26 protein-coding genes and 1 tRNA gene are annotated in these 26,345 nt (G+C 59.6%); 17 read left to right on the top strand and 10 right to left on the bottom strand.

The annotated features are described in order from the left end of the window. Positions 1-11: 11 nt before the first annotated feature. From I6L44_RS07065 to I6L44_RS07080, 4 genes are read right to left on the bottom strand one after another with little or no spacing between them, the layout of a single operon-like run. Positions 12-788 carry a PTS system mannose/fructose/sorbose family transporter subunit IID gene (locus I6L44_RS07065; RefSeq protein WP_216954381.1) on the bottom strand — a complete coding sequence of 259 codons (777 nt, stop codon included), beginning with the start codon at positions 786-788 and terminating at the stop codon, positions 12-14. Continuing rightward, a complete protein-coding gene (locus I6L44_RS07070) occupies positions 781-1,566 on the bottom strand; it encodes a PTS sugar transporter subunit IIC (RefSeq protein ID WP_216953677.1) in 786 nt (261 codons plus the stop codon). Before I6L44_RS07070 ends, I6L44_RS07065 begins: the two co-directional genes overlap by 8 nt. Position 1,567: 1 nt before the next feature. Then, positions 1,568-2,002 (bottom strand): PTS sugar transporter subunit IIA, encoded by a 435-nt coding sequence (locus I6L44_RS07075; RefSeq protein WP_216953678.1) that lies wholly within the window; start codon positions 2,000-2,002, stop codon positions 1,568-1,570. Then, the gene (locus I6L44_RS07080) at positions 1,977-2,723 is read right to left on the bottom strand and encodes a GntR family transcriptional regulator (protein ID WP_216953679.1); all 747 of its coding nucleotides are present in this window, start codon (positions 2,721-2,723) and stop codon (positions 1,977-1,979) included. Before I6L44_RS07080 ends, I6L44_RS07075 begins: the two co-directional genes overlap by 26 nt. Positions 2,724-3,307: 584 nt before the next feature. On the opposite strand from I6L44_RS07080, the gene I6L44_RS07085 reads away from it, so the two are divergent. The 16 genes from I6L44_RS07085 (at position 3,308) to hypA (ending at position 20,115) form a co-directional block, all read left to right on the top strand. Further along, the gene (locus I6L44_RS07085; protein ID WP_216953680.1) at positions 3,308-3,973 is read left to right on the top strand and encodes a 4Fe-4S dicluster domain-containing protein; all 666 of its coding nucleotides are present in this window, start codon (positions 3,308-3,310) and stop codon (positions 3,971-3,973) included. Then, positions 3,973-5,844 carry a hydrogenase 4 subunit B gene (hyfB, locus tag I6L44_RS07090; protein ID WP_216953681.1) on the top strand — a complete coding sequence of 624 codons (1,872 nt, stop codon included), beginning with the start codon at positions 3,973-3,975 and terminating at the stop codon, positions 5,842-5,844. Before I6L44_RS07085 ends, hyfB begins: the two co-directional genes overlap by 1 nt. Before the next feature lies 1 nt (position 5,845). Then, positions 5,846-6,799 (top strand): respiratory chain complex I subunit 1 family protein, encoded by a 954-nt coding sequence (locus tag I6L44_RS07095; RefSeq protein WP_005345231.1) that lies wholly within the window; start codon positions 5,846-5,848, stop codon positions 6,797-6,799. 80 nt (positions 6,800-6,879) lie between these two features. Next, positions 6,880-8,598, top strand: coding sequence for an NADH-quinone oxidoreductase subunit C (locus I6L44_RS07100; protein WP_017784116.1), 1,719 nt, complete (start codon positions 6,880-6,882; stop codon positions 8,596-8,598). A gap of 9 nt (positions 8,599-8,607) precedes the next feature. Then, entirely contained in the window at positions 8,608-9,165 is a 558-nt protein-coding gene (locus tag I6L44_RS07105; protein ID WP_146062776.1) for a formate hydrogenlyase complex iron-sulfur subunit, read from the top strand. Next, a complete protein-coding gene (locus I6L44_RS07110) occupies positions 9,165-9,980 on the top strand; it encodes an NADH-quinone oxidoreductase subunit B family protein (RefSeq protein ID WP_005333324.1) in 816 nt (271 codons plus the stop codon). Before I6L44_RS07105 ends, I6L44_RS07110 begins: the two co-directional genes overlap by 1 nt. Next, positions 9,973-10,386: a formate hydrogenlyase maturation HycH family protein gene (locus tag I6L44_RS07115; protein WP_011706331.1), complete on the top strand. Its 414-nt coding sequence runs from the start codon at positions 9,973-9,975 to the stop codon at positions 10,384-10,386. The genes I6L44_RS07110 and I6L44_RS07115 overlap by 8 nt, the downstream gene beginning before the upstream one ends. Next, a complete protein-coding gene (hycI, locus tag I6L44_RS07120) occupies positions 10,386-10,877 on the top strand; it encodes a hydrogenase maturation peptidase HycI (protein WP_216953682.1) in 492 nt (163 codons plus the stop codon). The genes I6L44_RS07115 and hycI overlap by 1 nt, the downstream gene beginning before the upstream one ends. Positions 10,878-11,090: 213 nt before the next feature. After that, a tRNA-Sec gene (locus tag I6L44_RS07125) sits at positions 11,091-11,182 on the top strand. A 314-nt stretch (positions 11,183-11,496) separates the two neighbouring features. Beyond that, complete coding sequence (gene selA, locus I6L44_RS07130) at positions 11,497-12,975, top strand: L-seryl-tRNA(Sec) selenium transferase (RefSeq protein ID WP_216953683.1); 1,479 nt, start codon at positions 11,497-11,499, stop codon at positions 12,973-12,975. A 4-nt stretch (positions 12,976-12,979) separates the two neighbouring features. Next, the gene (selB, locus tag I6L44_RS07135) at positions 12,980-14,905 is read left to right on the top strand and encodes a selenocysteine-specific translation elongation factor (protein ID WP_216953684.1); all 1,926 of its coding nucleotides are present in this window, start codon (positions 12,980-12,982) and stop codon (positions 14,903-14,905) included. After that, positions 14,902-17,340 (top strand): carbamoyltransferase HypF, encoded by a 2,439-nt coding sequence (hypF, locus tag I6L44_RS07140; protein WP_216953685.1) that lies wholly within the window; start codon positions 14,902-14,904, stop codon positions 17,338-17,340. The genes selB and hypF overlap by 4 nt, the downstream gene beginning before the upstream one ends. Before the next feature lie 5 nt (positions 17,341-17,345). Continuing rightward, entirely contained in the window at positions 17,346-17,597 is a 252-nt protein-coding gene (locus I6L44_RS07145; protein WP_033115859.1) for a HypC/HybG/HupF family hydrogenase formation chaperone, read from the top strand. Next, a complete protein-coding gene (hypD, locus tag I6L44_RS07150; RefSeq protein WP_216953686.1) occupies positions 17,591-18,703 on the top strand; it encodes a hydrogenase formation protein HypD in 1,113 nt (370 codons plus the stop codon). The genes I6L44_RS07145 and hypD overlap by 7 nt, the downstream gene beginning before the upstream one ends. Next, the gene (gene hypE, locus I6L44_RS07155) at positions 18,700-19,704 is read left to right on the top strand and encodes a hydrogenase expression/formation protein HypE (protein ID WP_216953687.1); all 1,005 of its coding nucleotides are present in this window, start codon (positions 18,700-18,702) and stop codon (positions 19,702-19,704) included. Before hypD ends, hypE begins: the two co-directional genes overlap by 4 nt. Positions 19,705-19,773: 69 nt before the next feature. After that, positions 19,774-20,115, top strand: coding sequence for a hydrogenase maturation nickel metallochaperone HypA (gene hypA / locus I6L44_RS07160; RefSeq protein ID WP_049047286.1), 342 nt, complete (start codon positions 19,774-19,776; stop codon positions 20,113-20,115). Here the strand turns inward: hypA and I6L44_RS20515 are convergent. Further along, complete coding sequence (locus I6L44_RS20515; RefSeq protein WP_323912010.1) at positions 20,093-20,467, bottom strand: hypothetical protein; 375 nt, start codon at positions 20,465-20,467, stop codon at positions 20,093-20,095. The genes hypA and I6L44_RS20515 overlap by 23 nt on opposite strands. On the opposite strand from I6L44_RS20515, the gene hypB reads away from it, so the two are divergent. Beyond that, positions 20,348-21,190 (top strand): hydrogenase nickel incorporation protein HypB, encoded by an 843-nt coding sequence (gene hypB, locus I6L44_RS07165; RefSeq protein ID WP_216954382.1) that lies wholly within the window; start codon positions 20,348-20,350, stop codon positions 21,188-21,190. The genes I6L44_RS20515 and hypB overlap by 120 nt on opposite strands. A gap of 293 nt (positions 21,191-21,483) precedes the next feature. Here hypB and I6L44_RS07170 read toward each other — a convergent pair whose 3' ends face one another. Genes I6L44_RS07170 through I6L44_RS07190 form a run of 5 tightly spaced genes read right to left on the bottom strand, consistent with a single transcriptional unit; the run spans position 21,484 to position 26,317 of the window. Further along, the gene (locus I6L44_RS07170; protein WP_216953688.1) at positions 21,484-22,125 is read right to left on the bottom strand and encodes an ATP-binding cassette domain-containing protein; all 642 of its coding nucleotides are present in this window, start codon (positions 22,123-22,125) and stop codon (positions 21,484-21,486) included. Then, entirely contained in the window at positions 22,125-22,913 is a 789-nt protein-coding gene (locus tag I6L44_RS07175) for an ATP-binding cassette domain-containing protein (protein WP_216953689.1), read from the bottom strand. The genes I6L44_RS07170 and I6L44_RS07175 overlap by 1 nt, the downstream gene beginning before the upstream one ends. After that, positions 22,907-23,722 (bottom strand): ABC transporter permease, encoded by an 816-nt coding sequence (locus I6L44_RS07180; RefSeq protein ID WP_216953690.1) that lies wholly within the window; start codon positions 23,720-23,722, stop codon positions 22,907-22,909. The genes I6L44_RS07175 and I6L44_RS07180 overlap by 7 nt, the downstream gene beginning before the upstream one ends. Beyond that, positions 23,712-24,722, bottom strand: a complete 1,011-nt coding sequence (locus tag I6L44_RS07185) for an ABC transporter permease (protein WP_216953691.1) — start codon at positions 24,720-24,722, stop codon at positions 23,712-23,714. Before I6L44_RS07185 ends, I6L44_RS07180 begins: the two co-directional genes overlap by 11 nt. Next, positions 24,707-26,317, bottom strand: a complete 1,611-nt coding sequence (locus tag I6L44_RS07190) for an ABC transporter substrate-binding protein (protein ID WP_216953692.1) — start codon at positions 26,315-26,317, stop codon at positions 24,707-24,709. The genes I6L44_RS07185 and I6L44_RS07190 overlap by 16 nt, the downstream gene beginning before the upstream one ends. Positions 26,318-26,345: the final 28 nt, after the last annotated feature.

Consider the following 26,345-nt stretch of genomic DNA (forward strand, 5'->3'; position numbering starts at 1 on the left):
CCTGTTTGAGATTAAAAAATGCCAAGATTATAAGTAACGATACCAAAGAACATCAGAATGAAAATCACTTTGGTTGAGTTCATGCCTTTCAGACCTAATAGCCAATAGGTCAGCAGTACAACAAATAATGGCATCAAGCCGGGCATCAGTTGATCAGCAATATTTTGCAGTTTCAGTGAAACATCGCCATAACTAAACTCAAAGCTCAACTTGGCTTTCACCACAGTCGGAATAAGAGCACCAACGACAGTTAATCCCAATATATTTGCTGATTTTGTTATTTTATTTAGTTTGGTGCTAAGTTGCCCGACCAGTTTAACCCCTTCGTTATAACCGACTTTGAGGCTATAGCGCATAAACATTAAACGAATCAAACCAAAGGCTGGCCACAGCAACAATCCCAGAGGATTACCTTGTAGTGCCAGATATGATGCAATTGAACCACAAATTGTCGTCGGGATAACAAAAAAGAGGGTATCTCCAATCCCAGCCAACGGTCCCATCAAACCCATCTTGGTCGATGTAATTGCATCTTTTCCTTCAGTGCCAATATCATTTTCCAGCGCGATATTAACACCCAAAATTGATGCTGCCATCGTATTATTACAATTAAAAAACTGGACATGATTATCAGCGGCAGAAACCAGTTCTTTTTCGGATCTATACTTGTGTTTTAGAAATGGGATAATGCTATAGAGGTACCCCAAGCCTTGCATTGTTTTATAGTTCCAACCAGCCTGACCAAAAAAGAACCAGCGCCAAAACACTTTATTTGTTATTTTATTCATCACCCATAACCTCATTTTGTACATTAGTGGTTGCTTGAACAACATCATCATTGCTGTTGAAATATGCTATGGCGATAGCCACACCAACTAATGCAACCCCTAACACAGGTACAGACAAATAGGCAGACAAAAAGAAACCAATGATCAAAAAAGACATGTTCTTTTTAATTGGCAAATATCTTAACAGAATGGCAATACCCAACGCTGGTAACATTCCACCGGCTACTTTCAGGCCATTCATAATCGCCTCAGGAATGTAGGAGACGATATCATTAACAAACACCGATCCTAACGACAAAGCCAAGAAAACAGGAATCATACGGGACAGCGATGTGGGAATGATCCCTAGTAAATTCATTTTCGCCGCTTTACATGGCTCGCCATTTGCAATAAGTCGCTCGGCTTTATTCTGAATGAAGGTATTGGTAAAGCGAGCCAAGACATCTAATTGCACCATTAGCAGGCCGATCGGGATTGCAATGGTTGCACCAAACTCAGCGCCTTTACCGCTCATCACAGCAAATGCAGTGCCAAGCAGTGCCCCAGTCATATAATCAGGTATTGATGCTCCACCAAAGTTACCGACACCCAGTACCAGCAGGTTCAATGTACCACCTACCATCAACCCTGTTTGAATATCGCCCATAATGACGCCGGCAAAAAATCCAGCCATGGTCGGTTTAACAAGACCAAAGGTTGTGTTATTTCCATCATAAATAGCCAGGGCAGAATATGTAGTCAATAGCAATATTTGCCACATTTCTATATGTTCAAGCATGTTATTCATCACCTGTAGAGATTGCTTTATTATAATCGCTTGGTTGCATCATAGAAATTCCATCTATGGCTGTATCAATAACGGTATTCAGTTCAATACCAGTTACGCAACCACCATCAAGCATAATGGTTTCCAATACCATATTTAGATTCATTCCTGTGAGTAATGAGACTTTATCAGCCAGATCATTATTAATGATATATGATACAGCAGTATTGTATGGCGACCCATTTTTCAAATCTGAAATGATAATTATGTTCTGACTTTTTATTATTTTGCTAGAGATGTATTGAATAAGTTCAGTAGCAAATCCACCAACACCACCAACTGCGGTTAACTCAATAACATGTAGATTTTCTTGCGGACCTAGAATGAGTTCAGCTGACTTTTTTGCTCCACTCGCGATACCATCATGAGATATCAACAGTATTTCCACTTCCTGCTCCTCTTACCGATTCAAATTTTAAATAGAATGACTCAACTCTTTTAAAAGTCTCGATATACTCGATAATTTCACCAGATGTTTTATAGGTAGTTCTTAATATTTTAACTACGGCACTTCCCTCTGGGATGGATAGAGCTTTAGCTATATGAACATCAATGTTACTAACTACCGTCACCTCTTCAGTGAATGGCATCGAGTACATGTCAATTTTATTAAACTCTGCCAGATGCTCGTATAATGATAAATACCCGCTTTTTTCAGCCAGTTTCTTTGAATCTAAATAGTTTTCTGGTATGTAAGATGTCTGCACTGCATAGGGAATATCATTATCTGACTTCAATCTTACAATCTTATAAAAATAAGAATCGAATGATCTATTCAATATTTTGTTAATCGACTCAGAAGCCTCTTTCGCAACATTGATCAATGTTACTTGTGATTTGTTCAACTTGACACTCAGATCACTCTCTGAAACCAACACATGCTTGTTTTTTTTAGACTTGGAAATAAAAGTACCTTTTCCTTGCTGTCTAAATAAAAACCCCTCATTGACCAGTTCATGGATGGCTTTTATCACTGTTGCTGAACTGACACCATATTTTAATTTTAATTCTGCTTCGCTATAAAATTTTTGTCCGGGAGTATATTTCCCTTCATTAATTTCTTGTATCAAGTCATTCTTGATAGTCAAATACTTTAAACTGCTAGACATTTACTGACCTCATACAAAGTGACTTCTCATATTTAATAATTTTAAACTATCTGGTTAGGCAAAGAAAAGTCTCGATACCCGACGTGCTGTGCTGTGCTCAAAACATCCGCTGGATACGAAAAACACCATAAGTGCTAATGAGCTCACAATCTCAGCGTTGAACGGGTAAAACTATCGGTGCCATATCGTCATGCTGTCAGTCTGTCTCTTCACTATGAACACAGCTTAACAGGTTAACCGGTTAAGTTAATATCTGATCGACTCAGTTTGTGATGAAGCTCTGCATTTTTCTATAAAGTCATTATAAAACATAAACTTAATATACAAGCCACTAATGGTCTGAGAATGCTGCTAATCCCGCATCTCATTGCACATCACTATTCGTGGCATCAGTGTCATGGTTCGTCACAAGTGACGAACGTCACAGTTCGACAGCCACATCAGCGCTTCGACCCAATCAGTACAAGATTTTTTACTCATTTAAAAACAGCAACTTAAAACCAAATTCTCTGCAAAAACCATTCTGGCCCGTATCTTGCCAACCTGCCCCTACTTTCTCCGTTCGCGACACGACAAGGTAGGCTATGAACCGCTTCGTTATCGCTGACCCCAAGCTTTGTATCGGCTGTGGCACCTGTATGGCGGCCTGCAGCGAGGTACACAAGGCACAAGGTTTGCAGCAAGCCCCCCGTTTAACCGTTATGCGACACGAGCAGGCGACCATGCCGGTTCAGTGCCGTCACTGTGACGATGCCCCCTGCATCAAGGTGTGCCCGGTCGAGGCAATTCGCCAGACCGGCGATTGCGTGCAACTCAACGAGTCGCTCTGCATCGGCTGCAACCTCTGCGCCGTGGCCTGCCCCTTTGGCGCTATCCAGAGCGGCGGCAGCCGTCCGGTGGCCGTGGCCACCAGTTACGACACCTATATCCCCTGCTCCATCCGCTCCAGCAACCCCTCCACCTCCGCCGGCCTGCGCTGCTTTGGCGAGGATCTGCTGAGCTGGGAGCCGGGGGTGCGCAGCATCGCGGTCAAGTGCGACCTGTGCGAGTTTCGCGCCGACGGCCCGGCCTGTGTCGGTGCCTGCCCCTCCCAGGCACTGAAGCTGGTCAATGACGGCGACACCGAACGCGCCGCCCGTATCCGTCGCCAGCAAGCGGCCGACACCAACCCGCAAGGGGCCTCCGCCTTCTCGGCGCCTGCCACGATGCTCCCTGCATCCGATTTATCCACCACAGAGGGAGTTCGCTGATGTTGTCCCCCCTTGTTATGGCCACGCTCCTGCTCTTTTTGCTGGGCGCTGCCGCCGGTTTGCTGCTGCAAAAGCTGCCCGCACTGGCCAACCGCCTCAATAGCGGCTTTGCCCTGCTGGGGTCACTCGCGGGTCTGGTCGCCGCCATCCAGATCTTTGCTCAAGGCACCCCCGTCGACGGCCAGCTTTGGCTGCTGGGCTCAGTGCACCTCGACATGCTGGCCGCACTGATGCTGCTGGTGATTAGCACCGTCGGCGTCGCCGTCGCCCTCTACTCCTTTGCCTATATCCGCGAATATCAGGGCAAGGGGGATGTGGCCATCGGCGCGCTGATGAACCTCTTCCTCTTTGCCATGGTGGGCATGGTACTGGCCGACAACGCGCTCGGTTTCTTGCTCTGCTACGAGCTGGTGACCCTCACCACCTACTGGCTGGTCAAGACCAACCCCGAGGCCGCCAAACAGAGCCGTCTCTATCTGGTGATGAACCATATCGGCATGGCACTGGTGCTGATCGCCTTCTGGCTGCTCTGCCGCGAAAGCGGCTCGCTGGAGTTCGCCGCGCTGCGCGAGCACCATCTGGCGGGCGGATTGGCCTCCCTGGTGTTCCTGCTCAGCTTCTGCGGCTTTGGCCTGCGCGCCGGTTTCGTGCCGCTGCACGGCTGGCTGCCGGTGGCCGAGCCCGTTGCGCCGTCCCATATTTCTGCGCTGATGTCTGGCGTCATGGTAAAACTGGGTCTCTTTGGCATCTTGCGGGTCAGCATCGATTTTCTCGGCGCCAGCCAGCTCTGGTGGGGCTATGTAGTGCTGATCTTCGGCGCCTGCTCGGCAGTGCTCGGGGTGCTGTTTGCGCTGGCCGAGCACGATCTCAAGCGGCTGCTCGCCTACCACACGGTGGAGAACATCGGCATCATCCTGATGGGGATGGGGATCGGCATGATCGGCATCGCCAACCAGCAACCGGCGCTGGTGGTGCTGGGGCTGCTCGGTGCGCTTTATCACCTGCTCAACCACGCCATCTTCAAGAGCCTGCTCTTTATGGGTACCGGCTCTGTGATGTTCCGCCTGCACACCCGCGACATGGACAAGATGGGGGGGCTGGCCAAACTGATGCCCTGGACCGCGCTGGCGTTCCTCATCGGTGCCATGGCCATCTCGGCGCTGCCGCCGCTCAACGGCTTTGTCAGCGAGTGGTTTATCTACCAATCCCTGCTCTCCATGACCAAACTCGGCACCTCTGTCGTCGCCCCGCTCGCGGTAGTGATGCTGGCGGTGACCGGCGCCATGGCGGTGATGTGTTTCGTCAAGGTGTACGGCATCTGCTTCTGCGGCGCACCGCGCAGCGAGAAGGCGAGCCACGCCCGCGAAGTGCCGGGCGCCATGGTGGCAGGTACCCTGCTGCTGGCCGCCGTCTGTCTGGTGTTGGGTCTGGGCGCCCCCTGGATTGCCCCCCATATCGCCAGCTATGGCCAAGCCTTGGTTGCCAGCCAAATGAGTGTCGCCACCGGCGCCACCCTGCTGCCACTCGATAGCAGCCAGGCGATCCTCTCCCCGCCCGTTATCGCCATCACCCTGCTGGGTCTGTTCCTCATCCCGTTGCTGGTACTGGCCATCTTCAAGGGGCCCAAGCTGGGTCGTCGTCACGCTGGCACCCCGTGGGCCTGTGGTTACGCCTATGAGGAGCGCATGAGCCTTACCTCCGGCGGTGTCACCCACACCTTGCGCCAACTCTGCGCGCCGCTCTATCGCAAGCAGCCGCAGCTCGATCTGGCCAGCGCCCTGCACGGGGTGAGCGATACCTGCGGGACAACCGGCTGGTTGCTGCATGGCGTGGTGCTGGCGCTCTTTATCCTGATGGCTGTAGGAGTCTGATATGCCTGTTCTTGAAATGCCGAGCTGGGGCATGGTTGCCCTCGCCCTGACCCAGGCCATCGCCATGCTGGCGCTGGCGCCGCTCGCCACCGGCTTCAACCGGGTACTGCGGGCCAAGATGCACTCCCGTCAGGGGCCGGGCCTGCTGCAGGATTACCGGGATATCGCCAAGCTCCTGCGCCGTCAGGAGGTAACCCCCGAGCCTGCCGGCATCATCTTCAACCTGATGCCTGCGCTGCTCATCGCCGCCCTCTTGCTGGTAGGGATGGCGCTACCAACCCTGACTCACGAGTCCCCCTTCCCCATCGCCGGGGATCTCATCACCGATATCTATCTGTTCGCCATCTTCCGCTTCTTCTTCTCCCTCTCGGGGCTCGACAGCGGCAGCATGTTTGCAGGGATCGGCGCCCGCCGCGAACTGACTCTCGGCATTCTGGTAGAGCCCATTCTGGTGCTCGCCTGCTTCATCATGGCGATGATGGTGGGCAGCTCGGATCTGGGCAACATCAGCAGCTATGTGGCGACCCAGCCGCTGGCCGCGCCCATCGCCACCCTGCTGGCCGGTGCCGCCTGCGCCTTCGCGGTGTTTGTCGAGATGGGCAAACTGCCCTTTGACTGCGCCGAAGCCGAGCAGGAGCTGCAGGAGGGGCCACTCACCGAGTACTCCGGTGCGGGGCTGGCCCTGCTCAAGCTCTCCATCGGCCTCAAGCAACTGGTGGTAGTGCAGCTCTTTCTGGTGATTTTCCTCCCCTTCGGCAAGGCGGCCAACTGGAGTCTGCCTGCGCTCATCGGCGCGGCGCTGATCCTCGCCTGCAAGCTGCTGGTGGCCTTTTTGCTGGCCGGCATCATCGAAAACGCCATGGCCCGTACCCAGTTCGTGCGCACCCACAAGCTCACCCGCTACGGGTTGGGGCTGGCTCTGCTGGCGCTGCTCGCCTATCTGGTCGGGATCTGAGTCATGCCCGCCAGCACAGCAACTTTTTCCGATTTCATCATTTGTGAATGCTCATTCCCGAACATTAAAGTGAGAACTGCATGACCATCGCCATTTCGGATCGCATCGGCTGCGACTACATCCAGCAGGTGCGAGCACAACTGCCCCACGCCATCGTCGACGAGGAGTGGCAAACCGCCGATCAGGCCACCATTACCGTCAAGCCCACCAGTCTGGTCGAGACGGCCAGCCTGATCTTCCATCAGCTGGGGGGCTGGCTTCCGCTCTCCTTTGCCAATGACGAGCGCAGCCTCAACGGCCACTTCGCCGTCTACCACGTCTTCTCCATGGAGGGCGACACCAAGTGCTGGATCACCGTCAAGGTGCTGGTGGATGCCGATACCCAGGAGTACCCCTCCATCACCCCGACCATTCCGGCGGCGGTGTGGGGCGAGCGGGAGATCCGCGACATGTACGGCCTGCGCGCCATCGGCCTGCCGGACGAACGCCGTCTGGTGCTGCCGGACGACTGGCCGGAGGACATTCATCCCCTGCGCAAGGATGCCATGGATTACCGCCAGCGCCCCATGCCCACCACCGACACCGAGACCTACCCCTTCGTCAATGAGCTCGGCAGTGATGCCAACCGCATCGTGCCGGTCGGCCCGCTGCACATCACCTCGGATGAACCGGGCCACTTTCGTCTGTTCGTCGATGGGGAAGACATCATCGATGCCGACTACCGCCTCTTCTATGTCCATCGCGGCATGGAGAAGCTGGCGGAAACCCGCATGGGCTACAACGAAGTGGCGTTTCTGACCGACCGGGTCTGCGGCATCTGCGGCTTTACCCACAGCGTCGCCTACACCACCTCGGTGGAGAACGCCATGGGCATTCCGGTACCGGAGCGGGCCAAGATGATCCGCGCCGTGCTGCTGGAGGTGGAGCGCCTGCACAGCCATATCCTCAACATCGGCCTGTCGAGCCACTTCACCGGTTTCGACACCGGCTTCATGCAGTTCTTCCGGGTGCGGGAGAAATCCATGACCCTGGCCGAGCTGCTGACCGGTGCCCGCAAGACCTACGGCCTCAACCTGATTGGTGGGGTACGCCGCGATATCTTCAAGGAAGATCGCATCAAGGGTGCTCAGCTGGTGCGCGAACTGCGTGATGAGCTCAAACCCCTGGTAGCCATGCTGCTGGATACCGCCAACATCTCCTCCCGCCTCATCGGTATCGGCAAGCTCGACCCGCAAATTGCCCGCGATTTCAGCTGCGTCGGCCCCATGGTGCGGGCGAGCGGCTTCAAGCGCGACGTGCGCCGGGTCCACGACTTTGCCGGTTACCGCGAGCTGCCGATGGAGATCCAGACCAAGGCGGGTTGCGATGTGCAATCCCGGGTGCTGGTGCGCATCCACGAGCTCTACGACTCCCTCGACATGATTGAGTTCGGTCTTGAGCACCTGCCGGAAGGGCCACTGCTGACCGAAGGCTTCACCTACCAGCCGGGCAAGTTTGCGCTGGGCTTTACCGAGGCGCCCCGCGGCGAGAACGTCCACTGGAGCATGACCGGAGACAACCAGAAGCTGTTCCGCTGGCGCTGCCGCGCCGCCACCTACGCCAACTGGCCCGCCCTGCGCTACATGCTGCGCGGCAATACCGTGGCGGATGCACCGCTCATCATCGGCAGTCTGGATCCCTGCTACTCCTGTACCGACCGGGTCACCCTGGTCGACCCCAAGAAGGGCAAATCCACCGTGGTCTCCTACAAGGAGATCGAGCGCTACGGCATCGATCGCAAAAACTCTCCGCTGAAATAAGGGGTCATCATGATCAAGCTGTTCAAGACCATCCTCAAGGCTGGCACCCCGACCGCCAAATACCCCTTCGCCCCTTACGAGGTGAACCGGGATTTTCGCGGCAAACCCAAATATCAGGCGGATCAGTGCATCGCCTGCGCCGCCTGCACCAAGGCCTGCCCGGCCAACGCGCTGGTGATGGAAGTGGACATGGAGACCGGCGAACGACGCTGGGAGATCTCCATGGCGCGCTGCATCTTCTGCGGCCGCTGCGAGGAGGTCTGCCCGACCCGCGCCATCGCCCTCTCCCCCGAGTTCGAGCTGGCGGTGACCAACAAGGCGGATCTCTATGAGGAGGCCCGCTTTGCGCTGGCCCCCTGCACCCTGTGCGGCACCTACTTTGCCCCGAGCAAGCTGGTGGCGCTGGTGGAGGACACCCTCAAGCAGGCGGGCACACCGCTGACCAACCCGGAGCGGCTGCACCACTGCCCCGACTGCAAACGAAAACAGAGCATGCTGAGCCAGCCTGACTCGGCCCTGATCACACCGATAGCCACACCGATGGCCGCACAAAAGGAGTGGATGTGATGAGCAAGATCAAAGGCATAGAACCGGTTGTCGGCCATGCCCATACCCGCGCCGTGCCGCTGGCACAGGATCCCGAGATCACCAAACTCAAGAAGACCCTGCTCAAGGACATTCGCCGCTCGGCCTATGTCTACCGGGTCGATTGCGGCGGCTGCAATGCCTGCGAGATCGAGATCTTCGCCACCATCACCCCGCTGTTCGATGCCGAGCGTTTCGGCATCAAGGTGGTCGCCTCTCCCCGTCACGCCGACATCCTGCTCTTTACCGGCGCGGTGACCCGGGCGATGCGGGTACCGGCCCTGCGCGCCTACGAGGCGGCGCCCGATCCCAAGATCTGCATCGCCTACGGCGCCTGCGGCTGTGACGGCGGCATCTTCCACGACCTCTATTGCGTATGGGGCGGCACCGACAAGATCGTGCCGGTAGATGTCTATATCCCCGGCTGCCCTCCGACACCGGCGGCTACCATCTACGGCTTTGCGGTGGCGCTTGGTCTGCTGGAACAGAAACTCAAAGCCACCAGCCACGAGGTGCAACCGGGTGAGCGGGTCGAGCTGCGCCACACCGGCATCCCCAATGAAATCCGGGTGATGATCGAGCGCGAAGCGCGCCGCATGGCCGGGTATCGTCAGGGGCGGATCATCGCCGACGAGTTCATGGCCCTGCTCGAAGGGGCGACCCAGCAGGATGTGGATCTGCGCATCCAGAGCTACCTCGATCAGCACGACGATCCCCGCCTCTCGGAGATCGTCAACAACCTCGCAAATGCCTGCCTCAACCGGGCGGCCGGCAAGGGAGAGGCAGTGCATGGCTGACGAGGTTTTTTTCTACCGCCTCTCGCGCAAGTTCGTTGACGAGCAGTTCGACGTGCCGGAAGAGGCCAAGGAGGTGATGTACTACAGCCTCGCCATCGGCCACCACCTCGGCATCGTCGATTGCCTGCGAGCAGACCTGGTCTGCTCGCTGACCGGTTATCGCGACTGGGTAGCCAAGCTGCCAGAGGGGAGTGAAGCGCGCCGCAAGATGGAGGGGTTTCTCACCTTTGGCGAGATCACCATCTATCGCGAGCACTGCCATATGCTGGCCTGCGCCTTCGACCGACTGCGCAAAGCCGACAATCTGCTCGATGAGCAAGAGCTGGGCTGGACCAACACCTTTATGGATCAGCTCACCGCCCTCTTTAACGACCCCCATATGTACCTGATGGTAAGGAGCCGCTGATGGGCTGCAATCTCGTGTTGACCGTGGGCAATGCCATGATGGGGGACGACGGTGCCGGCCCCTATCTCGCCGACAAGCTGCAAGCCGCCCCCCTGCCCGGCTGGATCCATATCGACGGCGGCATCGCGCCGGAAAATGTGGTCTACAAGGTGCGAGAGCTGCAACCGGAGCGAGTGGTGCTGGTGGATGCCGCCGAGATGGGCGAGAAGGCGGGTACCCTGCAGGTGATCCCCCCCGAGACCATCGCCGAGATGTTTATCTTCTCGACCCACAATATGCCGCTCAATTTCCTGATCGACGAGCTCAAGACCTTTGTCCCAGAGGTGATCTTTGTCGGGGTACAACCGGCCATCGTGGCGTTCTCTTTCCCGATGACCGAGATGGTGAGCGAGGCGATGGATTATCTTTATCAGCACCTTGATGCCGCCAAGGATACCGACTTGTTAATAGAGAAACTAGAGCAGTGGAATATTGCCAACGCCAAGCGATGATTATTTATCGAGTTGTTAACGACCGTTATTGACCGACGGTTCCGGCAATGTGATCGATGCCCGATGTTAAATTAAAAACATCGGGCTAATTGTGCTGAACTTGATATAAAACAAGGTTCTTTGATTTTTTCAGAAAATCGCTAACTCTCGCTTTTTTATGACAAAAAAAGCGTTGCCAGTCACAGAAATTTGCCACAAAATGGCGACCGTTACGGAAGTTGATGGGGTCTGGTGGCCTCCTCGGTCTTCAAAACCGATGTGAGCCGAGAAGGCTTTGGCAGGTTCGATTCCTGCCTCTTCCGCCAAATTTATCTATTGGACAAATACTCTCCCGCTGATTTTTTTGGCCTGAATGTTATTTCCATTGTTTGTTCAATATGTTTGAAGTAATACCTTAAAAAAGGTGCTTGCCGCTTGCCAATATAATCCGAACTCAGGTTATCTCGCTGGCCAAAAATTAATTTATCAGCATCGATGCAGCATTAATTTATACCCGCTCATTGATGCACCCAGTTTGCATTCATCCGCAAATCGCCAGCAGTGCCATAACCCGTCAGCTCGGCCTCTCTATCGGCAAACCGGTGCGCATCCCGAACCCACGCACTGCACTGGTAATCCCATGCCGAACTCGTCTCACGCGCCAGCCATCTCCCACCGCCAGCCCGCATCAGGTACGGCTGCCGACGATTCACCGCCAGATTCACAGCCACAGCCCAGCCAGCAACCAACGCGCCGTCTGCCACAAGTGGAACAGCTGCTGCAGCAACCCTTTCTCGCCGGGTTTATCGAGACGCTGAGCCGCCCGCTGGTGACTCAGGCGGTGCGCGACACCCTGAGCGAGCTGCGCCAGAGCGAAGATTTTCGCCAGCATGGTGTTGCCCCCGAGCAGATCGAGGCGCTGATTGCCAAGCACTGCCGACAGCAGTTGCGCCAGCGTCAAACCCGGGTGATCAACGCCACCGGCACCCTGGTGCATACCAATCTGGGGCGCTCGCCGTTAAGTGCCGATCTGTGGGATGAGGTGCGTGACCTCAACACCGGCTACAACAATCTGGAGCTGGATCTCGCCACCGGCAAGCGCGGCGGGCGCAAGGGGCTGATCGCCCCCCTGCTCCGTTGCCTCACCCAGGCCGAGGATTCGCTGGTGGTCAACAACAACGCCGCCTCGCTCTTTTTGCTGCTGCAGGAGGTGGCCAAGGGGCGCGAGGTGATCGTCTCCCGCGGCGAGCAGATCCAGATTGGCGGCGGCTTTCGCATTCCCGACATTCTGGCGCTCTCCGGCGCCAAGCTGGTGGAGGTGGGCACCACCAATATCACCACCGCCAAAGATTACCTGGATGCCATCACCGATCAGACCGCGCTGGTGCTGATGGTGCACAGATCCAATTTCGCCATTCGCGGCTTTACCGAATCCCCCGATATCGGCGAGGTGGCACGCGCCCTGCCCGAGCACGTGGTGCTGGCGGTGGATCAGGGCTCCGGCTTGACCACCGAGGAGTTTGCGCCGGATGAAACCTCGGTGCGCCAGTACATCAAGGCAGGGGCGGATCTGGTCTGCTACTCAGGCGACAAGCTCTTGGGCGGCCCGCAATCGGGCATCATCAGCGGCCGCAGCGACCTTATCAAGCGGCTGGAAAAACACCCCATGATGCGCACTTTCCGCCCGAGCCGCATCGTCTACGCCCTGCTCGAACGCCTGCTCATCCACAAGCTCAACAAGTCCCCTATCGGCGAGGGCATTGCCCAGCGCACCTTGAGCAACCCGGCCGCCATGCAGGCCAGAGCCGATCAGCTGATGGCCGCCCTGCCCGGCTGCTTTGTGCCGGTCCCCGCCCAGCTGGTGGTGGGCGGCGGCACCCTGCCGGACGAGTTCTACCCGGCACCAGCGCTCGAATGCACCGACCCGCGTCCGGCCCAGCAGCTGCTCGACGCCCTGCGCGAACTGCCGGTGCCGGTGATTGCCACCGTGCGCCAGCAGAAGGTGCAGCTCAATATGGCGACCCTGCTGCCTACCGAGATGGAACTGCTGATCGCCCAACTCAAGGAGTTGCTGCTGCCCGCCCCGTTCAATGCAACAAATGCGACCGAGGAGCCCTGATCCCATGACCCCCTATCGCGCCGTTATCGGTCTTGCCGGCCACGTGGATCACGGCAAGACCTTGCTTATCAAGGCGCTCACCGGCATCACCACAGCCCGCGCCCATGAGCAGGCCATCGGCATGACTCAGGATCTCGGCTTTGCCCACTTTGACGACGGTCAGGGCAACACCATAGGCGTCATCGATGTGCCCGGCCACGAGCGCTATATCCGCAATATGGTGGCGGGGCTCTGGAGTCTGGATCTGGTGCTGCTGGTCATCGCCGCCGACGAGGGGTGGATGCCGATGACCGGCGATCACCTGCGCCTGCTCAAAGCGATGGGGGTACCACGCCTCTTGGTCTGCATCAACAAGTGCGATCTGGTCTCCCCCGACGAGCTTTTGCTGTTGGAAGAGAGCCTGCTGGAGCGGGTAATGGACGAGAGCGGCATGGTGCCCGACATCGTCAGCGTCAGCGCCAAAACCGGTGAGAATATGGCTGCCCTGCACGCCGCCATCGTGCGCCAGCTTGCCGAACTGCCAGCCTCACACGCAGCCCGCGAGCAGAGCGCCCCGCGACTGTATGTAGACAGGGTCTTTACCGCCAACGGCACCGGCACAGTGCTTACCGGCACCTTGCAGCAGGGCAGCCTCAAGGTGGGGGACAAGCTGCGCCTCTACCCCGCCGATCGGGAGGTGCAGGTGCGCTCCCTGCAGGCCTATCACCAGAGCCTTGATGAAATTGGCGCCGTCTGCCGGGTGGCGGTGGGCCTTAAAAAAGTGCCTCACAAGGAGGTGGCACGCGGTCACTGCCTCACCAGCGCCACTGGCCAGTGCGAGGCGGCAACCCACCTTATCGTGCGACTCAACGCCGAGAGCCTGAGTAGCAAGACACTGCGCCCCTTTCTGCACAACAAGGAGGTCGAGGTGGCCCTTGGCAGCTGGCATGGCCGGGCCCGTTGTGTGCCGATAAAAGAGGCACCTATAAAAGAGCTGCCCATCAAGGATACCCGGCTGGCGCGGCTGATCTTTACCAGCCCCATCCCCTGCTTCTTTGGCCAGCCGCTCGCCATCATTCGCCACGGCAGCAGCGAACTGCTGCACGGCGCCCGCATCGTCTGGTGCGGCGACATCCACCCCGCCAGACGCAAGGCACTGCACACTCTGCTGGGCGAGCTGCCTGATGACTTGGAGCGCTACAACCCCGCAGCCTTGCAGCTGGGGCTCAATGGCTATGTGCAGGCTAGCCGCTTTGACCAGCGGCCAGAGCAGGTCACCCCTCTCGGTGAGTGGCTACTGGATAACTGCTGGCTGGCCCAGAGCCGCGACCAGCTGCTTGCGACGCTGAAAAGTGAACCGCTTAGTGCCGCCGAGCTGGCAACCCGCTTTGGCATCGCACTGCCGGTCATTCAGGCCCTGCTCCAGCAGCTCAAGAGCGAGCAGCTTGTTCGCCTGCACCATGAGAAGTGGCAGCAGGGCAGCGGCGAGTCGGAAGATGATTTGGGGGAAGAGGCGCAGCTGGTGCTCAAGGTGGTGCGAGATCAAGGCAAGGAGGGGTACGAGCCCGGTAAACTGGGCCCCGGCGGCGTGGAGCTTGATCCCTTTATCACCCGCCAGCTGCCCGCGGCCCTGCAGCAGGGCCTGCTACAAAAAGGCGCGTTGCAAAAGCAGCTGCGCAATCTGGCGAGACTCAAGTATCTGGTGCAGCTCGATGGCCCCATCTACTACGACGCCGAGCTTTACAACCAGATGGTCGCCGCCGTGCTGGCGGGCCAGCAGGTGGGAGATCTGATCGACATGGCATCCCTCAAGGAGATCACCGGCTTGTCGCGTAAATACGCCATTCCGTTCTGCCTGCGCATGGAGATGGATGGCTGGGTGCGGCGCGAGGAGAACGAGCGCCGGGTGCTGCGTTTGCCAGCCACTCAAGATGAGATGGAGCTGGCATGAGCGCCACCATCGCCCCCTCTGGCTCTGCCAATCCTGTGGCCAACCGGCTGCGCCGCGAATTTCATATCGACGGCATCGTACAGGGGGTCGGCTTTCGCCCCTTCGTCTATGGGCTGGCGCTGCGCCACGGCCTTGCCGGTTATGTGCTGAACGATGCCAACGGCGTCACCATCGGCGCCGAAGGATCCCCTGAGCAGCTGGCCAGCTTTGCCCGCGAACTGCGGGAACTGGCGCCGCCACTTAGCCGCATCGATCATTTCAGCGAGCGGGAACTGCCCCTTGCTCATGATCCCGACTTCGATGGCCAATTTCATGGCCAGTTTCGAATTAAAGCGAGCCAGCAGCAGAGCGCGGCCACGGTCGCCATCTCGCCGGATCAGGGAATGTGCGAGGCATGCGCCCGGGATGTGGCCAGCCCCAACGATCGCCACCATCGCTACCCCTTTACCAACTGCACCCACTGCGGCCCGCGCTACACCATCATCCGCAGCCTCCCCTACGACAGACCCCATACCGCCATGGCGGGCTTTGCCATGTGCCCGCGCTGTGCGGCAGCCTATGAAAACCCGCTGGACAGACGCTACCACGCCCAGCCGGTGAGCTGCCCCGAGTGCGGACCCCATCTCAGCTGGCGAAATGGCCGTGGCGATGCGCTGGCCGAGCGCGAAGAGGCGCTGCACGCCGCCGCCCGCGCCCTGCAAGCGGGGGCGCTGATTGCGGTCAAGGGGATGGGGGGTTATCACCTGATGTGTGATGCCCGCAATGAACAGAGTGTTGCCAGATTGCGAACACTCAAGCGGCGCGCGCGCAAGCCGCTGGCGGTGATGATGGGCTCCCTTGCCGAGGCCAAATTGCATGTCACCGGCTGCGAGGCCGAGTGGAAGCTGCTCACCTCTCAGGCCAGACCCATCACCTTGCTGCGCAAGCGCAAAAACGATGATCGGCTCTCAGAATCCCTACTGACAACCGCGCCGCTGGCCGAGAGGATCGCCCCCGGCATCCCCTACCTCGGCATCATGCTCCCCTATACCCCGCTCCATCAGCTGCTGCTGGACGCCTGTGCCATGCCGCTGGTGGCCACCAGCGCTAATGGTCGCGGCAGCCCGATCCTTATCGAGTGCGAGGCGGTGGTCAGGGAACTCGGCCGCGAGATTGACGGCATCCTGGATCACAACCGCCCCATCCTGCACCCTTGCGACGACAGTCTGGTGCAGTGGGCCGGCGGGCGGCGCCAGACGTTGCGGCTAGCCCGGGGCTATGCCCCCTGCACCCCCAGCCTGAAAGAGGCGGTCAAGGCGCCGCTGCTGGCGGTCGGGGCGCAGCAGAAGAACCAGCTGGCGCTCGCCTTCGGCCGCCAGCGCATCTACAGCCCCTATATCGGCGATCTGCACAGCCTGCCGATGCAGGAGCACTTCGAGCAGACCCTGGCCACCTTTCGCGAACTCTACGACCTCAAGCCAGAACTGCTGGTCTCGGATCGCCACCCCGGCTACCTCAGCCATCAGTGGGCCAAGGGCTATTGCCAGGATCAGGGTGCCACCCACCTCGAGGTGCAGCACCATCACGCCCACCTGCTGGGGGTGATGGCCGAGCACAACATCACGGGCCCGGTGCTGGGTGTTGCCTTCGATGGCACCGGCCTTGGCGATGACGGCACCCTCTGGGGCGGCGAGCTGCTGATCGCAGACGTTCAGGGCTTCGATCGTGTTGCCCACCTCGCGCCTTTCAAGCTGATCGGCGGCGAGGCGGCCATTCGCGAGCCGGTGCGCCAGCTGCTGGGGCTGCTGTTTGAGTCATATGACGTGGAGCAGATCAGTACCCTCGATATTCCGGCGATCAAGCAACTGCCCGCTGAGCAGATCAACAATCTGCACCAGCTCTGGCAGCTGGGTCGAAACGCCCCCAACACCAGTTCCATCGGTCGGCTGTTCGATGCGGTGGCGGCGCTCTTGGGGGTAATCGACACCCCCGATTACGAGGGCGAAGCCGGGCTCCTGCTGGAGGCAGCCGCCTTGCAGCTGGCCCCATATGAACAGCCCTTCCCCCTCGCCTTTGATCTCAGCCAATCAGCGGAAGGGCCGCAGCAGATCGAGTGGGCCGAGCTCATCAATACCCTTGTCAGCGAGCGGCGCCAAGGCACCTCCACCGCCAGCCTGGCCGCCGGTTTTATCCGCGCCATCAGCAATCTGGTCATCGCCCTTGCCGAGCGCTTCCCCGGCTATCCGGTGGTACTCGGGGGCGGCGTCTTTCAAAACCGGGTGATGATGGACCAGCTGGTGCCCGCACTCGAAGGCACCGGCCGGCAGGTATTGACCAGCGAAACCCTGCCGCTCAATGACGGTGGCATCGCCGCCGGTCAGCTCTGGTTTGCCATCCACCATCTTGCCACGCATCAGCCTGTCACCACCGGCTGTGCCACCTTGTCGGAGTCCTGAAATCCATGTGTCTATCCATCCCCTCTCAGGTGGTGCAGTTGCACCCCGAAGATAACTGCGTCACCGTCGATACCCTGGGGGTGCAGCGGCGCGTCAGCTGCATGCTGCTCGAAGAGCCTCTCCAGGTGGGCGACTATGTACTGCTCCATATCGGCTTTGTGATGAGCAAGATTGACGAAGCGGAGGCACAGGCCAGCCTCGAGAGCTTCCGCCAGATGGTGGCCCTGATGCCCAAACAGGATATCTTGCCATGCTGACCCTCAATGATCTCTTTCAGGGCTTTCGCCAGCCCGAGGTGATCCGCGCCCTCGCCGCCCAAATTAATGAACTGGCCCAAGATCTGCCCGAGCCGCTGCGGGTGATGGAGGTGTGCGGCGGCCATACCCATACCATCATGAAGTACGGCCTGCACCAGCTGCTGCCGGCCAGCATCGAGTTCGTTCACGGTCCCGGCTGCCCGGTCTGCATCATGCCCAAAGAGCGCATCGATCAGGCCATCGAGCTGGCTAGCCAGCCCAGCGTCATTCTGGTCACCCTGGGGGACATGATCCGGGTGCCGGGCTCCAAGGGCACGCTGGCCCAGCAGCGCGCCAAGGGGAGCGATATCCGCCCGGTCTATGACCCCCTCGATGCCCTGCGCATCGCCCGTGAGAACCCGGAGAAAACCGTGGTCTTCTTCGCCATCGGTTTCGAGACCTCTACCCCGATGACGGCCGCCTTGTTGGCTGCCGCTGAAGAGCAAGAGGTCGAGAATCTGCTGTTTCATATCAACCATGTGCTGGTGCCGCCCGCCATTCATGCGGTGATGGCCGACGGGGTCGCCAAGGTGAACGCTTTTATCGGCCCCTCCCACGTCAGCGTCATCACCGGCGCCGATATCTACCTGCCCATCGTCGATCGTTATCAGGTGCCTGTGGTGGTGAGCGGTTTCGAGCCGGTGGATGTGATGGAGGCGCTCTTGATGATGGTGCGCCAGAAGGTGGAGGGTCGCTACGCGCTGGAGGTGCAATACAGCCGCGCCGTCACCGCCAGCGGCAATAAAGCCGCCCAGCGGCTGGTCGAGCGCTTTTTCGAGACCCGCGAGCACTTTCGCTGGCGAGGTCTGGGGGATATCAACGCCTCCGCCCTGCGCCTGCGCGATACCTTTGCCAAACGCGATGCGGAGCGCCACTTCGCGCTCAATCAGACTCCCATCGATGACCACAAGGCGTGCCAGTGCGCCGATATCCTGCGCGGCCTGGCCAAACCGAACCAGTGCAAAGTCTTTGGCCGGGGCTGCACCCCGACCCAGCCCATGGGCAGCTGCATGGTCAGCTCCGAAGGGGCCTGCAATGCCTACTACCGATATATGGGGATCCAATGAGAGAAATTCAGTTAAGCCACGGCGGCGGCGGTGTGGAGATGAACCAGCTGATCAATCAGCTCTTCTTTCGCCACTTTGGCAACGAGATCCTGCTGCGCGGTGAAGATGCCGCCCTGCTGCCGGTAAACGGCCCAGTCGCCTTCACCACCGACAGCTTTACCGTCTCGCCGCTCTTCTTCGAGGGGGGCGATATCGGCAAGCTGGCCATCGCCGGTACGGTCAACGATCTCGCCATGATGGGGGCCAAGCCCGAGTATCTGAGCTGCAGCTTTATCATCGAGGAAGGCTTCCCCTACGCCGATCTGGCCCGCATCGTCGAGTCGATGGCGGCCGAGCTTGCCAACAGCGGCGCCCGTATCGTCTGCGGCGACACCAAGGTGGTGCCCAAGGGGGCGGCCGACAAGATCTTTATCAACACCAGCGGGGTCGGCACCTTTCCGCGGCCTGAGCAGAGCCGTGGCATCTCGGTACGCAACCTCAAAGCCGGTGACGCCATTCTGGTGTCGCGGGATATCGGCAGCCACGGCGCCTGCATCCTGATGGCCCGTGACGCCCTGCAACTGGGCTCCGATCTCAAGAGCGACTGCACCACCCTATGGCCGCAGGTAGAAGCGCTGCTAAAAGCGGGGATTACCCCTCACGCCCTGCGCGATGCCACCCGCGGTGGCCTTGCCGCCGTGCTCAACGAGTGGAGCAGCGCCTCCGGTGTTGCCATCGAGCTGGAGGAGTCAGCCATTCCGGTGTGCGATCCGGTGCGCGGCCTGTGTGAGCTCTACGGTTTCGAGCCCCATGATCTCGCCAACGAGGGAACCATGGTGCTGGCCCTGCCTGCCGAACAGGCGCAGGACGCGCTGGGCATCTTGCAGCAATTCAACCCCGCCGCCAGCCAGATCGGCGTGGTGCAGGCGAGCGATCGCCACAAGGTGATCCTCAACAACCCCTGGGGCAGCCGCCGCTATCTGGAGCTGCCGCAAGGGGAGCTGCTGCCGCGGATCTGTTGAGCAGCCATGCCGTTCCGTCAATTACAGGGAGGAGTCACTGCTTCTCCCCATAACGGTTAAGGAGTCACCATGCACGAAATGTCTCTGGCCATGGCTGCTATCGATCTGGCGGCCGAGCAGGCCACCCAGCGGGGGTTTACCAGGGTGACCGCCCTCTGGCTCGAGGTCGGCAGCTTCTCCTGCGTCGACCCGGACACCATTGCCTTCTGTTTCGAGGCGGCCGCCAAGGGCACTGCCGTCGAAGGGGCCCAGCTTCACTTTCAGCACCAGGCGGCAGAGGCCTGGTGTTACGACTGCAACCAGACGGTCACCCTCACCGAACGCGGGCAGGCCTGCCCCGGGTGTGGCGGATACAAATTACGAGTCGCGCAGGGTGATAGCCTGCGCATCACCGACATCGAGGTAAGTTGATATGTGTAGCGTATGCGGATGCGGCCAGGCGCGGATCGCCGGCCATGAGCACGATCATGAGCATCATCACGAACATGAACATCACCATGAACATGGGCATGGCCATCATCATGCTCATGACGCCCATCACCATCATGACCACGAGCAGAGTGCGCCGCGAACCCTGATCATTCACCACCACTATCACCATCAGGGAGATGTCCATCACCACTACCACGGGGTGCGGGCTCCCATAAGCCATGAGGGGCATGATCACCCACACGACCATCATCATGAACATGCCCACTCTCATGACCACAGCCATTCCCACGCGCATCCCCATGATCACAGCCATGACCATGACCATGACCATGACCATGACCATGACCATCAGCAGGGTGATCTGCACTATGGCAAAGGGGAAGCTGGATTGTCGGTGCCCGGCATAGGGCAGCGTCAGCTGATCGCCATCGAGATGGATGTGCTGGCCAAGAACAATGCCTTGGCGGCCCATAACCGCGAACACTTCGACGAGGCAGCCCAGCTGGTACTCAATCTGGTGTCGAGCCCGGGTTCAGGCAAGACCACTTTGCTGTGCGAAACCTTGCGCCAGCTGGCCGACAAACGCCCCTGCGCAGTGATCGAAGGGGATCAGCAGACCAGCGCCGATGCGGATCGCATCCGTGCCACCGGCGTCCCTGCAGTGCAGATCAACACCGGCAAGGGCTGCCATCTGGACGCCAAAATGGTTCACGACGCCTGCCACCAGCTGCCCGCCAATGAAGGGGGCATCCTCTTTATCGAGAACGTGGGCAATCTGGTCTGCCCCGCCAGCTTCGATCTCGGCGAGAAGTACAAGGTGGCGATCCTCTCCGTCACCGAGGGGGAAGAGAAGCCCCTCAAATACCCGGACATGTTCGCCGCCGCCCAGCTAATGGTGATCAACAAGATCGATCTGCTGCCCTATGTCAGCTTTGATGTGGCCCGCTGCATCGAGAACGCCAAACGGGTCAACCCCTATATTCAGGTGATCCAGGTCAGCGCCACTACAGGCGAAGGGATGGATGCCTGGCTCAACTGGCTGGCCAGTGCTTGAAATCAACCGGTTAAACGCCGCTGATAACGGTAGAAAACAAAAGAGGGAGGCTGATGCCTCCCTCTCTTTTACCTGCACACTTTGCCAACGGTTCGTTCTGTAAAGAATGGCCAGCATTTTATAATCGCGCCCCTAACCCTGGCCCTCTCCCCAGGGAGAGGGAAGCAAAGAGTCGACACCGATCATGCCCTGCCAGTATCCAGATTCGCCGAAGAAAATCTTACTGGTGAACAGCATATTTGCTCCCTTCTCCCCTTGCGGGAGAAGGGCTGGGGATGAGGGGGAACTAACCCTCAGGCCGCACTTTCGGCCAATACACCCGTAGCAAGAGGCGCCTCACCAAAGCGCAGCACCCGATGGCAGATCTGGCGCAGCAGCGCCTGCTGATGACTGAATATCACCATGCCAAGCCCGCGCTGCTCGCATTCAACCATCAACTCCAGCCAGAGCTGGCGCTGAACTTGCGGGTCCAGCTGGGCAGTCACCTCATCGGCAATCAGCAGACGAGTGCGAGGATCGAGGGCGCGCAGCAGCGCGATGCGGGCCAGCTCGCCGCCGGAGAGTTGACCGGGTTTACGGCCGAGCCACTCAGGTTTGACCATAAAGCGGGCCAGCATGGCGTCATCGGGGCGCCACACATCCCAGAGCGCCTGCCCGGTGGTGCGATAGGGATTGAAGGTGAGCTCCGGGTGCTGGGGCACCAGCTGGATGGGGTTATAGCCTTTGACCTCTTCAGGCACCGGCTGCCCATCCAGCAGGATCTGCCCGCCGGCCCCAACCGGTTGCCAACTCGCCAATACCCGCCCCAGCGTGGTCTTGCCATAACCGCTCGGGGCGGAGATACCGAGCCGTTCGCCCGCTTTCACCGTCAGCGACAATCCCTGCCAAAGGGGGCGTTCCCCCTGGGCGATAGTGAGATTTCGTACTTCCAACATCAGGAAACCTCCGGCACAGAGAAGAGTGCATTGAACTCCGGCAGCGCCTGCCAGTGGGCGCGCAGCATCTCGCTCCCCTGCCCCTGGCGCAGATGGTGACAACTCAAGGTATCGCTCACCTGGCCCTGATGCAGGGCCACGATGCGATCGGCAAAGCGAGCCGCCAGCGCCAGATCGTGGGTCACCCAGAGGATACCGCTGCCCTGATTGGCCAATTCACGCAACTGGCCGAGCAGCAGACAGGCCAGCCCCTCTTCGAGCCAGGCAGTGATCTCGTCTGCCAGAATGAAGCGGGCACCGCCGAGCGCCGCAGTGCAGGCCAGAATGCGCTTGGCCATGCCCCCGGAGAGCTGACGCGGATAGCGGTCCAGAGTGGCAGCGGGCAGCTGGTAGCGCAGCAGTTGCTCGCCGAGCCGCTCGCGAGAACCGCTCTGGCCGCAGAGGCGTGCCGCACGTCCCAGCTGACGCTCCACCGTCAGCAATGGATTGAGGGCGCTTACCCCCTGCGGCACATAGCAGAGGGTGTGCCCGCGCAAACGGGCCCGGCTGGCATCGCACAGAGGAGTGCCATCAAGAGAGATGGCGCCGCGCATCCGCAGATTGTCCGGCAGCAATGTCAGGGCGCTTTGCAGCAGCAGGCTCTTGCCCTCACCGCTCCCCCCCACCAGCGCCACTATCTCCCCCGGCGCCAGTTGCAGGCTGATATCGGTCAGCAAAGGCTGCCAGCTGCGCCGCCCCAGCCAGGAGTAGTGGGCCGCCTCTATGGTCACCTGATCAAAACTCAGCATGGTTCACTCCTGTGCCACAACAGCTGTTGCAAGGCGCGGGTAGCCTGATCAAACAGCAGAACCAGCAGCAGCAACATCAGGCCGGGGAAGAGGGCCAGCCACCAACCGCCACCGGCCAGATAACGCAGGGCATCGGCCAGCAGCAGGCCCAGCGAGGCCTCGTGGGCCGCCAGCCCAAAACCGAGAAAGCTCAAGGCCGCGCTGTGCAGCACCGCATGGGGAAACATCAGCAAGGTGCCGATAAACCACTGGGGCAACAGCCCCGGCAGCAGGTGGATGCGCCAGCGACGCAGCGCCCCCATCCCCTGACAGCGGGCCAGCACCACGTAGTCGCTGCAGGCGATCCGCCGCGCCTCGGCGCAGAGAATGAGCGCCAGCTTGGGCCAGTGGGTGAGCGCCACCGCCAGGATCACCCCGCGCATGCCGCCCCCCACGGTAAAGCAGATCAGGATCAGCAGCAGCATATGGGGCAGCGCCAGCATGGCATCGATCAGCAGCCGCACCGCCACATCGCATCTGGGATGAATGAGCGACACGCTTGCCGCCACCATGGCGAGCAGGCCACTGCAGAGAGCCGTGCTGATGCCAAGCTCCAGACTGGTGAGGGTGCCCTGAAAGGCGCGCAACCAGAGATCCCGCCCCATCTGATCGGTACCGAACCAGTGGGTCAGCGAGGGAGGCTGCTGGCGCGCCAGCAGATCCATCGGCACATCCTGATGAGATAGGCTCCAGCCGTAAGTGGCCAGCAGCGCCAATCCGAGCAGGGCAAAACCCAGCCGCAGTATGGAGGGAAGCGGATTAAACAGCATGCTCACCCTCCCAGCCCTGATTGATGCGGGCCAGCAGCAAACTGGCCACCGTGTTGCCAATAAAGACCAGCAGGGTGCAGAAGAGCACGATTCCCATCAGCAGGGGGATATCGCCCCTGAGCCCCGCATCCACGGTGGCCTGGCCGAGCCCCGGGTAGGAGAAGACCTTCTCTGCCAAGAGCGATCCGCCAATCAGCTCGCCAAGGGAGGCAAACTGCAGGCAGAGCGCCGGGGTCAGGGCGTGGCGCAGCACGTGAAAACGCAGCATGGGCCAGCCGCCATCCCCCTGAGCGCGGGCGTAGCGGATAAAGTCGCTCTCCAGCACCTCGGCCACCCGCCCCCGGGTATGCAGGGCAATGTTGCCCACCCCGAGCAGCGCCAGGGTCGTCACCGGCAGCAATAGATGACGCAGCCGCATGGCCCAGTCCACCTCATCGGCAGCAAGCCCCGGCGTCCAGGCGCAGCAGACCGGCAGTAGCGGCCAGTGCACCGCAAACAGGGCGAGCAGCAACAGGCCGACCCAGAAGGTGGGCAGGGAGGCGAGCAGGTAGGCAAAGCGGCAAATCAGGCGATCGGGCCAGCGGTTGAGATAGCGACCAGCGCAGAGGCCCAGCAAAATCCCGAAAAAGCCGGAGAGCAGCCAGGCGCCCGCCAGCAGCAGGAAGGAGGCAGCAAAACGCTGGCCAATGACCTCACCCACAGGCGCGTTGTAGAGCATGGAGTAACCGAGATCCCCCTGCAGCACTTGGGTAAACCAGTGCCAGTAGCGCAGCCAGAGCGGTTGATCCAGCCCCCAGCGGGCTGCGATGCGGGCGTATTGCTCCGGCGGCACATGCAGCAGATCGTTGCCGATATAGGCCTTGATGGGGTCGATGGGGGAGTAACTCAGCAGCACAAAGGTGGCGACCGAGACCAAACATAACAACCCTGCCAGACGCAGCAGGGCTTTTAGCAACAGATAACCGGAGTGACTCAAGGGCGAACTTAACGGCACGTCCACCGCCAATCCTGCAGGTTGTTGAGCAGGGACCAGCTACCGTGGATTTCCGGCGCCCCCTTGCCAAGATCGATGCAACGGTTGGCCAGATAGGTATGCTGCACATTGAGCAGCCATGCCCAGGCGGCATCTCCCTGCACTCCGGCGCCCGTTTTGCCATCCCACTCCACCTGCTGCCAGAACGGCACGGCCGCCTGCCAGTTCGGGGCATCCAGCGCCTGCTTGAGGTGGCTATCCACCACAGGGTTGCTGTAGTAGCCCGGGTTGTAGAACTCCACGCCACCCGAACCGCTCTGGTAGTGGTGATAGAGCTCCATGGGATCCAGACTCCCCCACCCCATCAGCACCGTATTGGCATGCATCTCCCGCTCCACCTGCTCCCAGCTGCCGGACTTGAGGCTCACCTCAAGACCGATGGGTTTGAGCATGGCCCGCACCGCTTCCGCCAGATCACGGCGGGTGCTGTCGCCACTGGTGTACCAGAGGGTAAAAGCGGCGCGCAGATTGCCCTTGTGGCGAATGCCGTCACTGCCCATCTTCCAACCCGCCTCGTCGAGCAGGGCGTTGGCGTGGGCGGCATCGCCATCCTTGAAGGCGGTGGCTTTGTTTAGCCAGGGCAAGCCTTCCACCGCGCTGTAGGCGGGGATGGCGTGCCCTTCCAGCAGTTGATCGGCCAGCAGCTTGCGGTCGATGGCGTAGTTGATGGCGCGGCGCACCGCTACATCCGAGGTCACGTCGTTGCCGATGGGATAACCCTTGGCATCTTTTTTACCCGCAGGAGGAATGGGGAAGACGATACCGCGGTTCTCCACGCTCGGCCGCACCCAGAGTTTGAGGGAGGCAGGCACGGTGGGCGCCAGCGACGGGGCAATGCGCACCACATCGAGCTGGCTGCTCTGGGCGGCGGCATAGGCGCTCTCTTCATCGATAAAGACAAAGACCAGCCGTTTGAAGTCATTGTTGCCACCGGCGTAATAGGGGTTCGCCTCCACCACCAGCTGTTGACCGGGCAGGAAGCTCACCAGCCGGTAAGGGCCGGCACCGACCGGCTTTTGGGCATATGCTTTTGCGTCGTAATCCTTCTTCGACACTATCCCCAAAGATCCCAGCACGTTGACGAAGGTGCTCTGGGGGGCACTCAAGGTGATGGCAACCTCGGTGGGCGAGCGCACCTTGGCCGAGACAAAGTTGCCCATGTCGATCTTGCCGCCGCCCTTGGCTGCGCTGTTGTAAGTGAAGGCCACATCTTCGGCGGTGAGCGGCGCACCGTTGGAGAATTTCAGTTCAGGCTTGAGGGTAATGAGCCACCCCTTGCCATCCTTGTTCGGGGTCACCGACTGGGTGAGCACATTTTGCCAGCTGAGATCGGCGTTCTGCTTGAGCAGCGGGCTATGCAACAGCAGGTAGCTGCCGTGGCTCCAGCCAAGCAGAGGGTCAAACCCTTCGGTGGGCTCACTGCCGATGGCGAGCTTGAGCTCGGCAGGCACAGGTTGGGCAGCGGCCAGCGCCGCGTGAGAGGCAGTGCCCAGCAGCAGGGCCAACAGAGCGGTAGCGCTGGATCTAGCGTAATGGAGAAGGGAATTGCGAGAAACAGTCATGGGGATCCTTCTTGTTTTGTACCACTCA

Source organism: Aeromonas sp. FDAARGOS 1414 (assembly GCF_019047065.1).
GTDB classification, from domain to species: Bacteria; Pseudomonadota; Gammaproteobacteria; order Enterobacterales; family Aeromonadaceae; genus Aeromonas; species Aeromonas veronii_A.

Excerpts from the sequence above, each read along its gene's own strand:
- hypD (WP_216953686.1), top strand. The coding sequence starts at position 17,591 with ATGCTGACCCTCAATGATCTCTTTCAGGGCTTTCGCCAGCCCGAGGTG.
- hycI (WP_216953682.1), top strand. The coding sequence starts at position 10,386 with ATGGGCTGCAATCTCGTGTTGACCGTGGGCAATGCCATGATGGGGGAC.
- I6L44_RS07070 (WP_216953677.1), bottom strand. The coding sequence starts at position 1,566 with ATGCTTGAACATATAGAAATGTGGCAAATATTGCTATTGACTACATAT.
- I6L44_RS07110 (WP_005333324.1), top strand. The coding sequence starts at position 9,165 with ATGAGCAAGATCAAAGGCATAGAACCGGTTGTCGGCCATGCCCATACC.
- I6L44_RS07180 (WP_216953690.1), bottom strand. The coding sequence starts at position 23,722 with ATGCTGTTTAATCCGCTTCCCTCCATACTGCGGCTGGGTTTTGCCCTG.
- hypA (WP_049047286.1), top strand. The coding sequence starts at position 19,774 with ATGCACGAAATGTCTCTGGCCATGGCTGCTATCGATCTGGCGGCCGAG.
- I6L44_RS07080 (WP_216953679.1), bottom strand. The coding sequence starts at position 2,723 with ATGTCTAGCAGTTTAAAGTATTTGACTATCAAGAATGACTTGATACAA.
- I6L44_RS07115 (WP_011706331.1), top strand. The coding sequence starts at position 9,973 with ATGGCTGACGAGGTTTTTTTCTACCGCCTCTCGCGCAAGTTCGTTGAC.
- hyfB (WP_216953681.1), top strand. The coding sequence starts at position 3,973 with ATGTTGTCCCCCCTTGTTATGGCCACGCTCCTGCTCTTTTTGCTGGGC.
- I6L44_RS20515 (WP_323912010.1), bottom strand. The coding sequence starts at position 20,467 with ATGGTCATGGTCATGGTCATGGCTGTGATCATGGGGATGCGCGTGGGA.
- hypE (WP_216953687.1), top strand. The coding sequence starts at position 18,700 with ATGAGAGAAATTCAGTTAAGCCACGGCGGCGGCGGTGTGGAGATGAAC.
- selA (WP_216953683.1), top strand. The coding sequence starts at position 11,497 with ATGCCGAACTCGTCTCACGCGCCAGCCATCTCCCACCGCCAGCCCGCA.
- I6L44_RS07095 (WP_005345231.1), top strand. The coding sequence starts at position 5,846 with ATGCCTGTTCTTGAAATGCCGAGCTGGGGCATGGTTGCCCTCGCCCTG.
- I6L44_RS07190 (WP_216953692.1), bottom strand. The coding sequence starts at position 26,317 with ATGACTGTTTCTCGCAATTCCCTTCTCCATTACGCTAGATCCAGCGCT.
- I6L44_RS07065 (WP_216954381.1), bottom strand. The coding sequence starts at position 788 with ATGAATAAAATAACAAATAAAGTGTTTTGGCGCTGGTTCTTTTTTGGT.
- I6L44_RS07105 (WP_146062776.1), top strand. The coding sequence starts at position 8,608 with ATGATCAAGCTGTTCAAGACCATCCTCAAGGCTGGCACCCCGACCGCC.
- hypF (WP_216953685.1), top strand. The coding sequence starts at position 14,902 with ATGAGCGCCACCATCGCCCCCTCTGGCTCTGCCAATCCTGTGGCCAAC.
- selB (WP_216953684.1), top strand. The coding sequence starts at position 12,980 with ATGACCCCCTATCGCGCCGTTATCGGTCTTGCCGGCCACGTGGATCAC.
- I6L44_RS07100 (WP_017784116.1), top strand. The coding sequence starts at position 6,880 with ATGACCATCGCCATTTCGGATCGCATCGGCTGCGACTACATCCAGCAG.
- I6L44_RS07170 (WP_216953688.1), bottom strand. The coding sequence starts at position 22,125 with ATGTTGGAAGTACGAAATCTCACTATCGCCCAGGGGGAACGCCCCCTT.
- I6L44_RS07145 (WP_033115859.1), top strand. The coding sequence starts at position 17,346 with ATGTGTCTATCCATCCCCTCTCAGGTGGTGCAGTTGCACCCCGAAGAT.
- I6L44_RS07085 (WP_216953680.1), top strand. The coding sequence starts at position 3,308 with ATGAACCGCTTCGTTATCGCTGACCCCAAGCTTTGTATCGGCTGTGGC.
- I6L44_RS07175 (WP_216953689.1), bottom strand. The coding sequence starts at position 22,913 with ATGCTGAGTTTTGATCAGGTGACCATAGAGGCGGCCCACTACTCCTGG.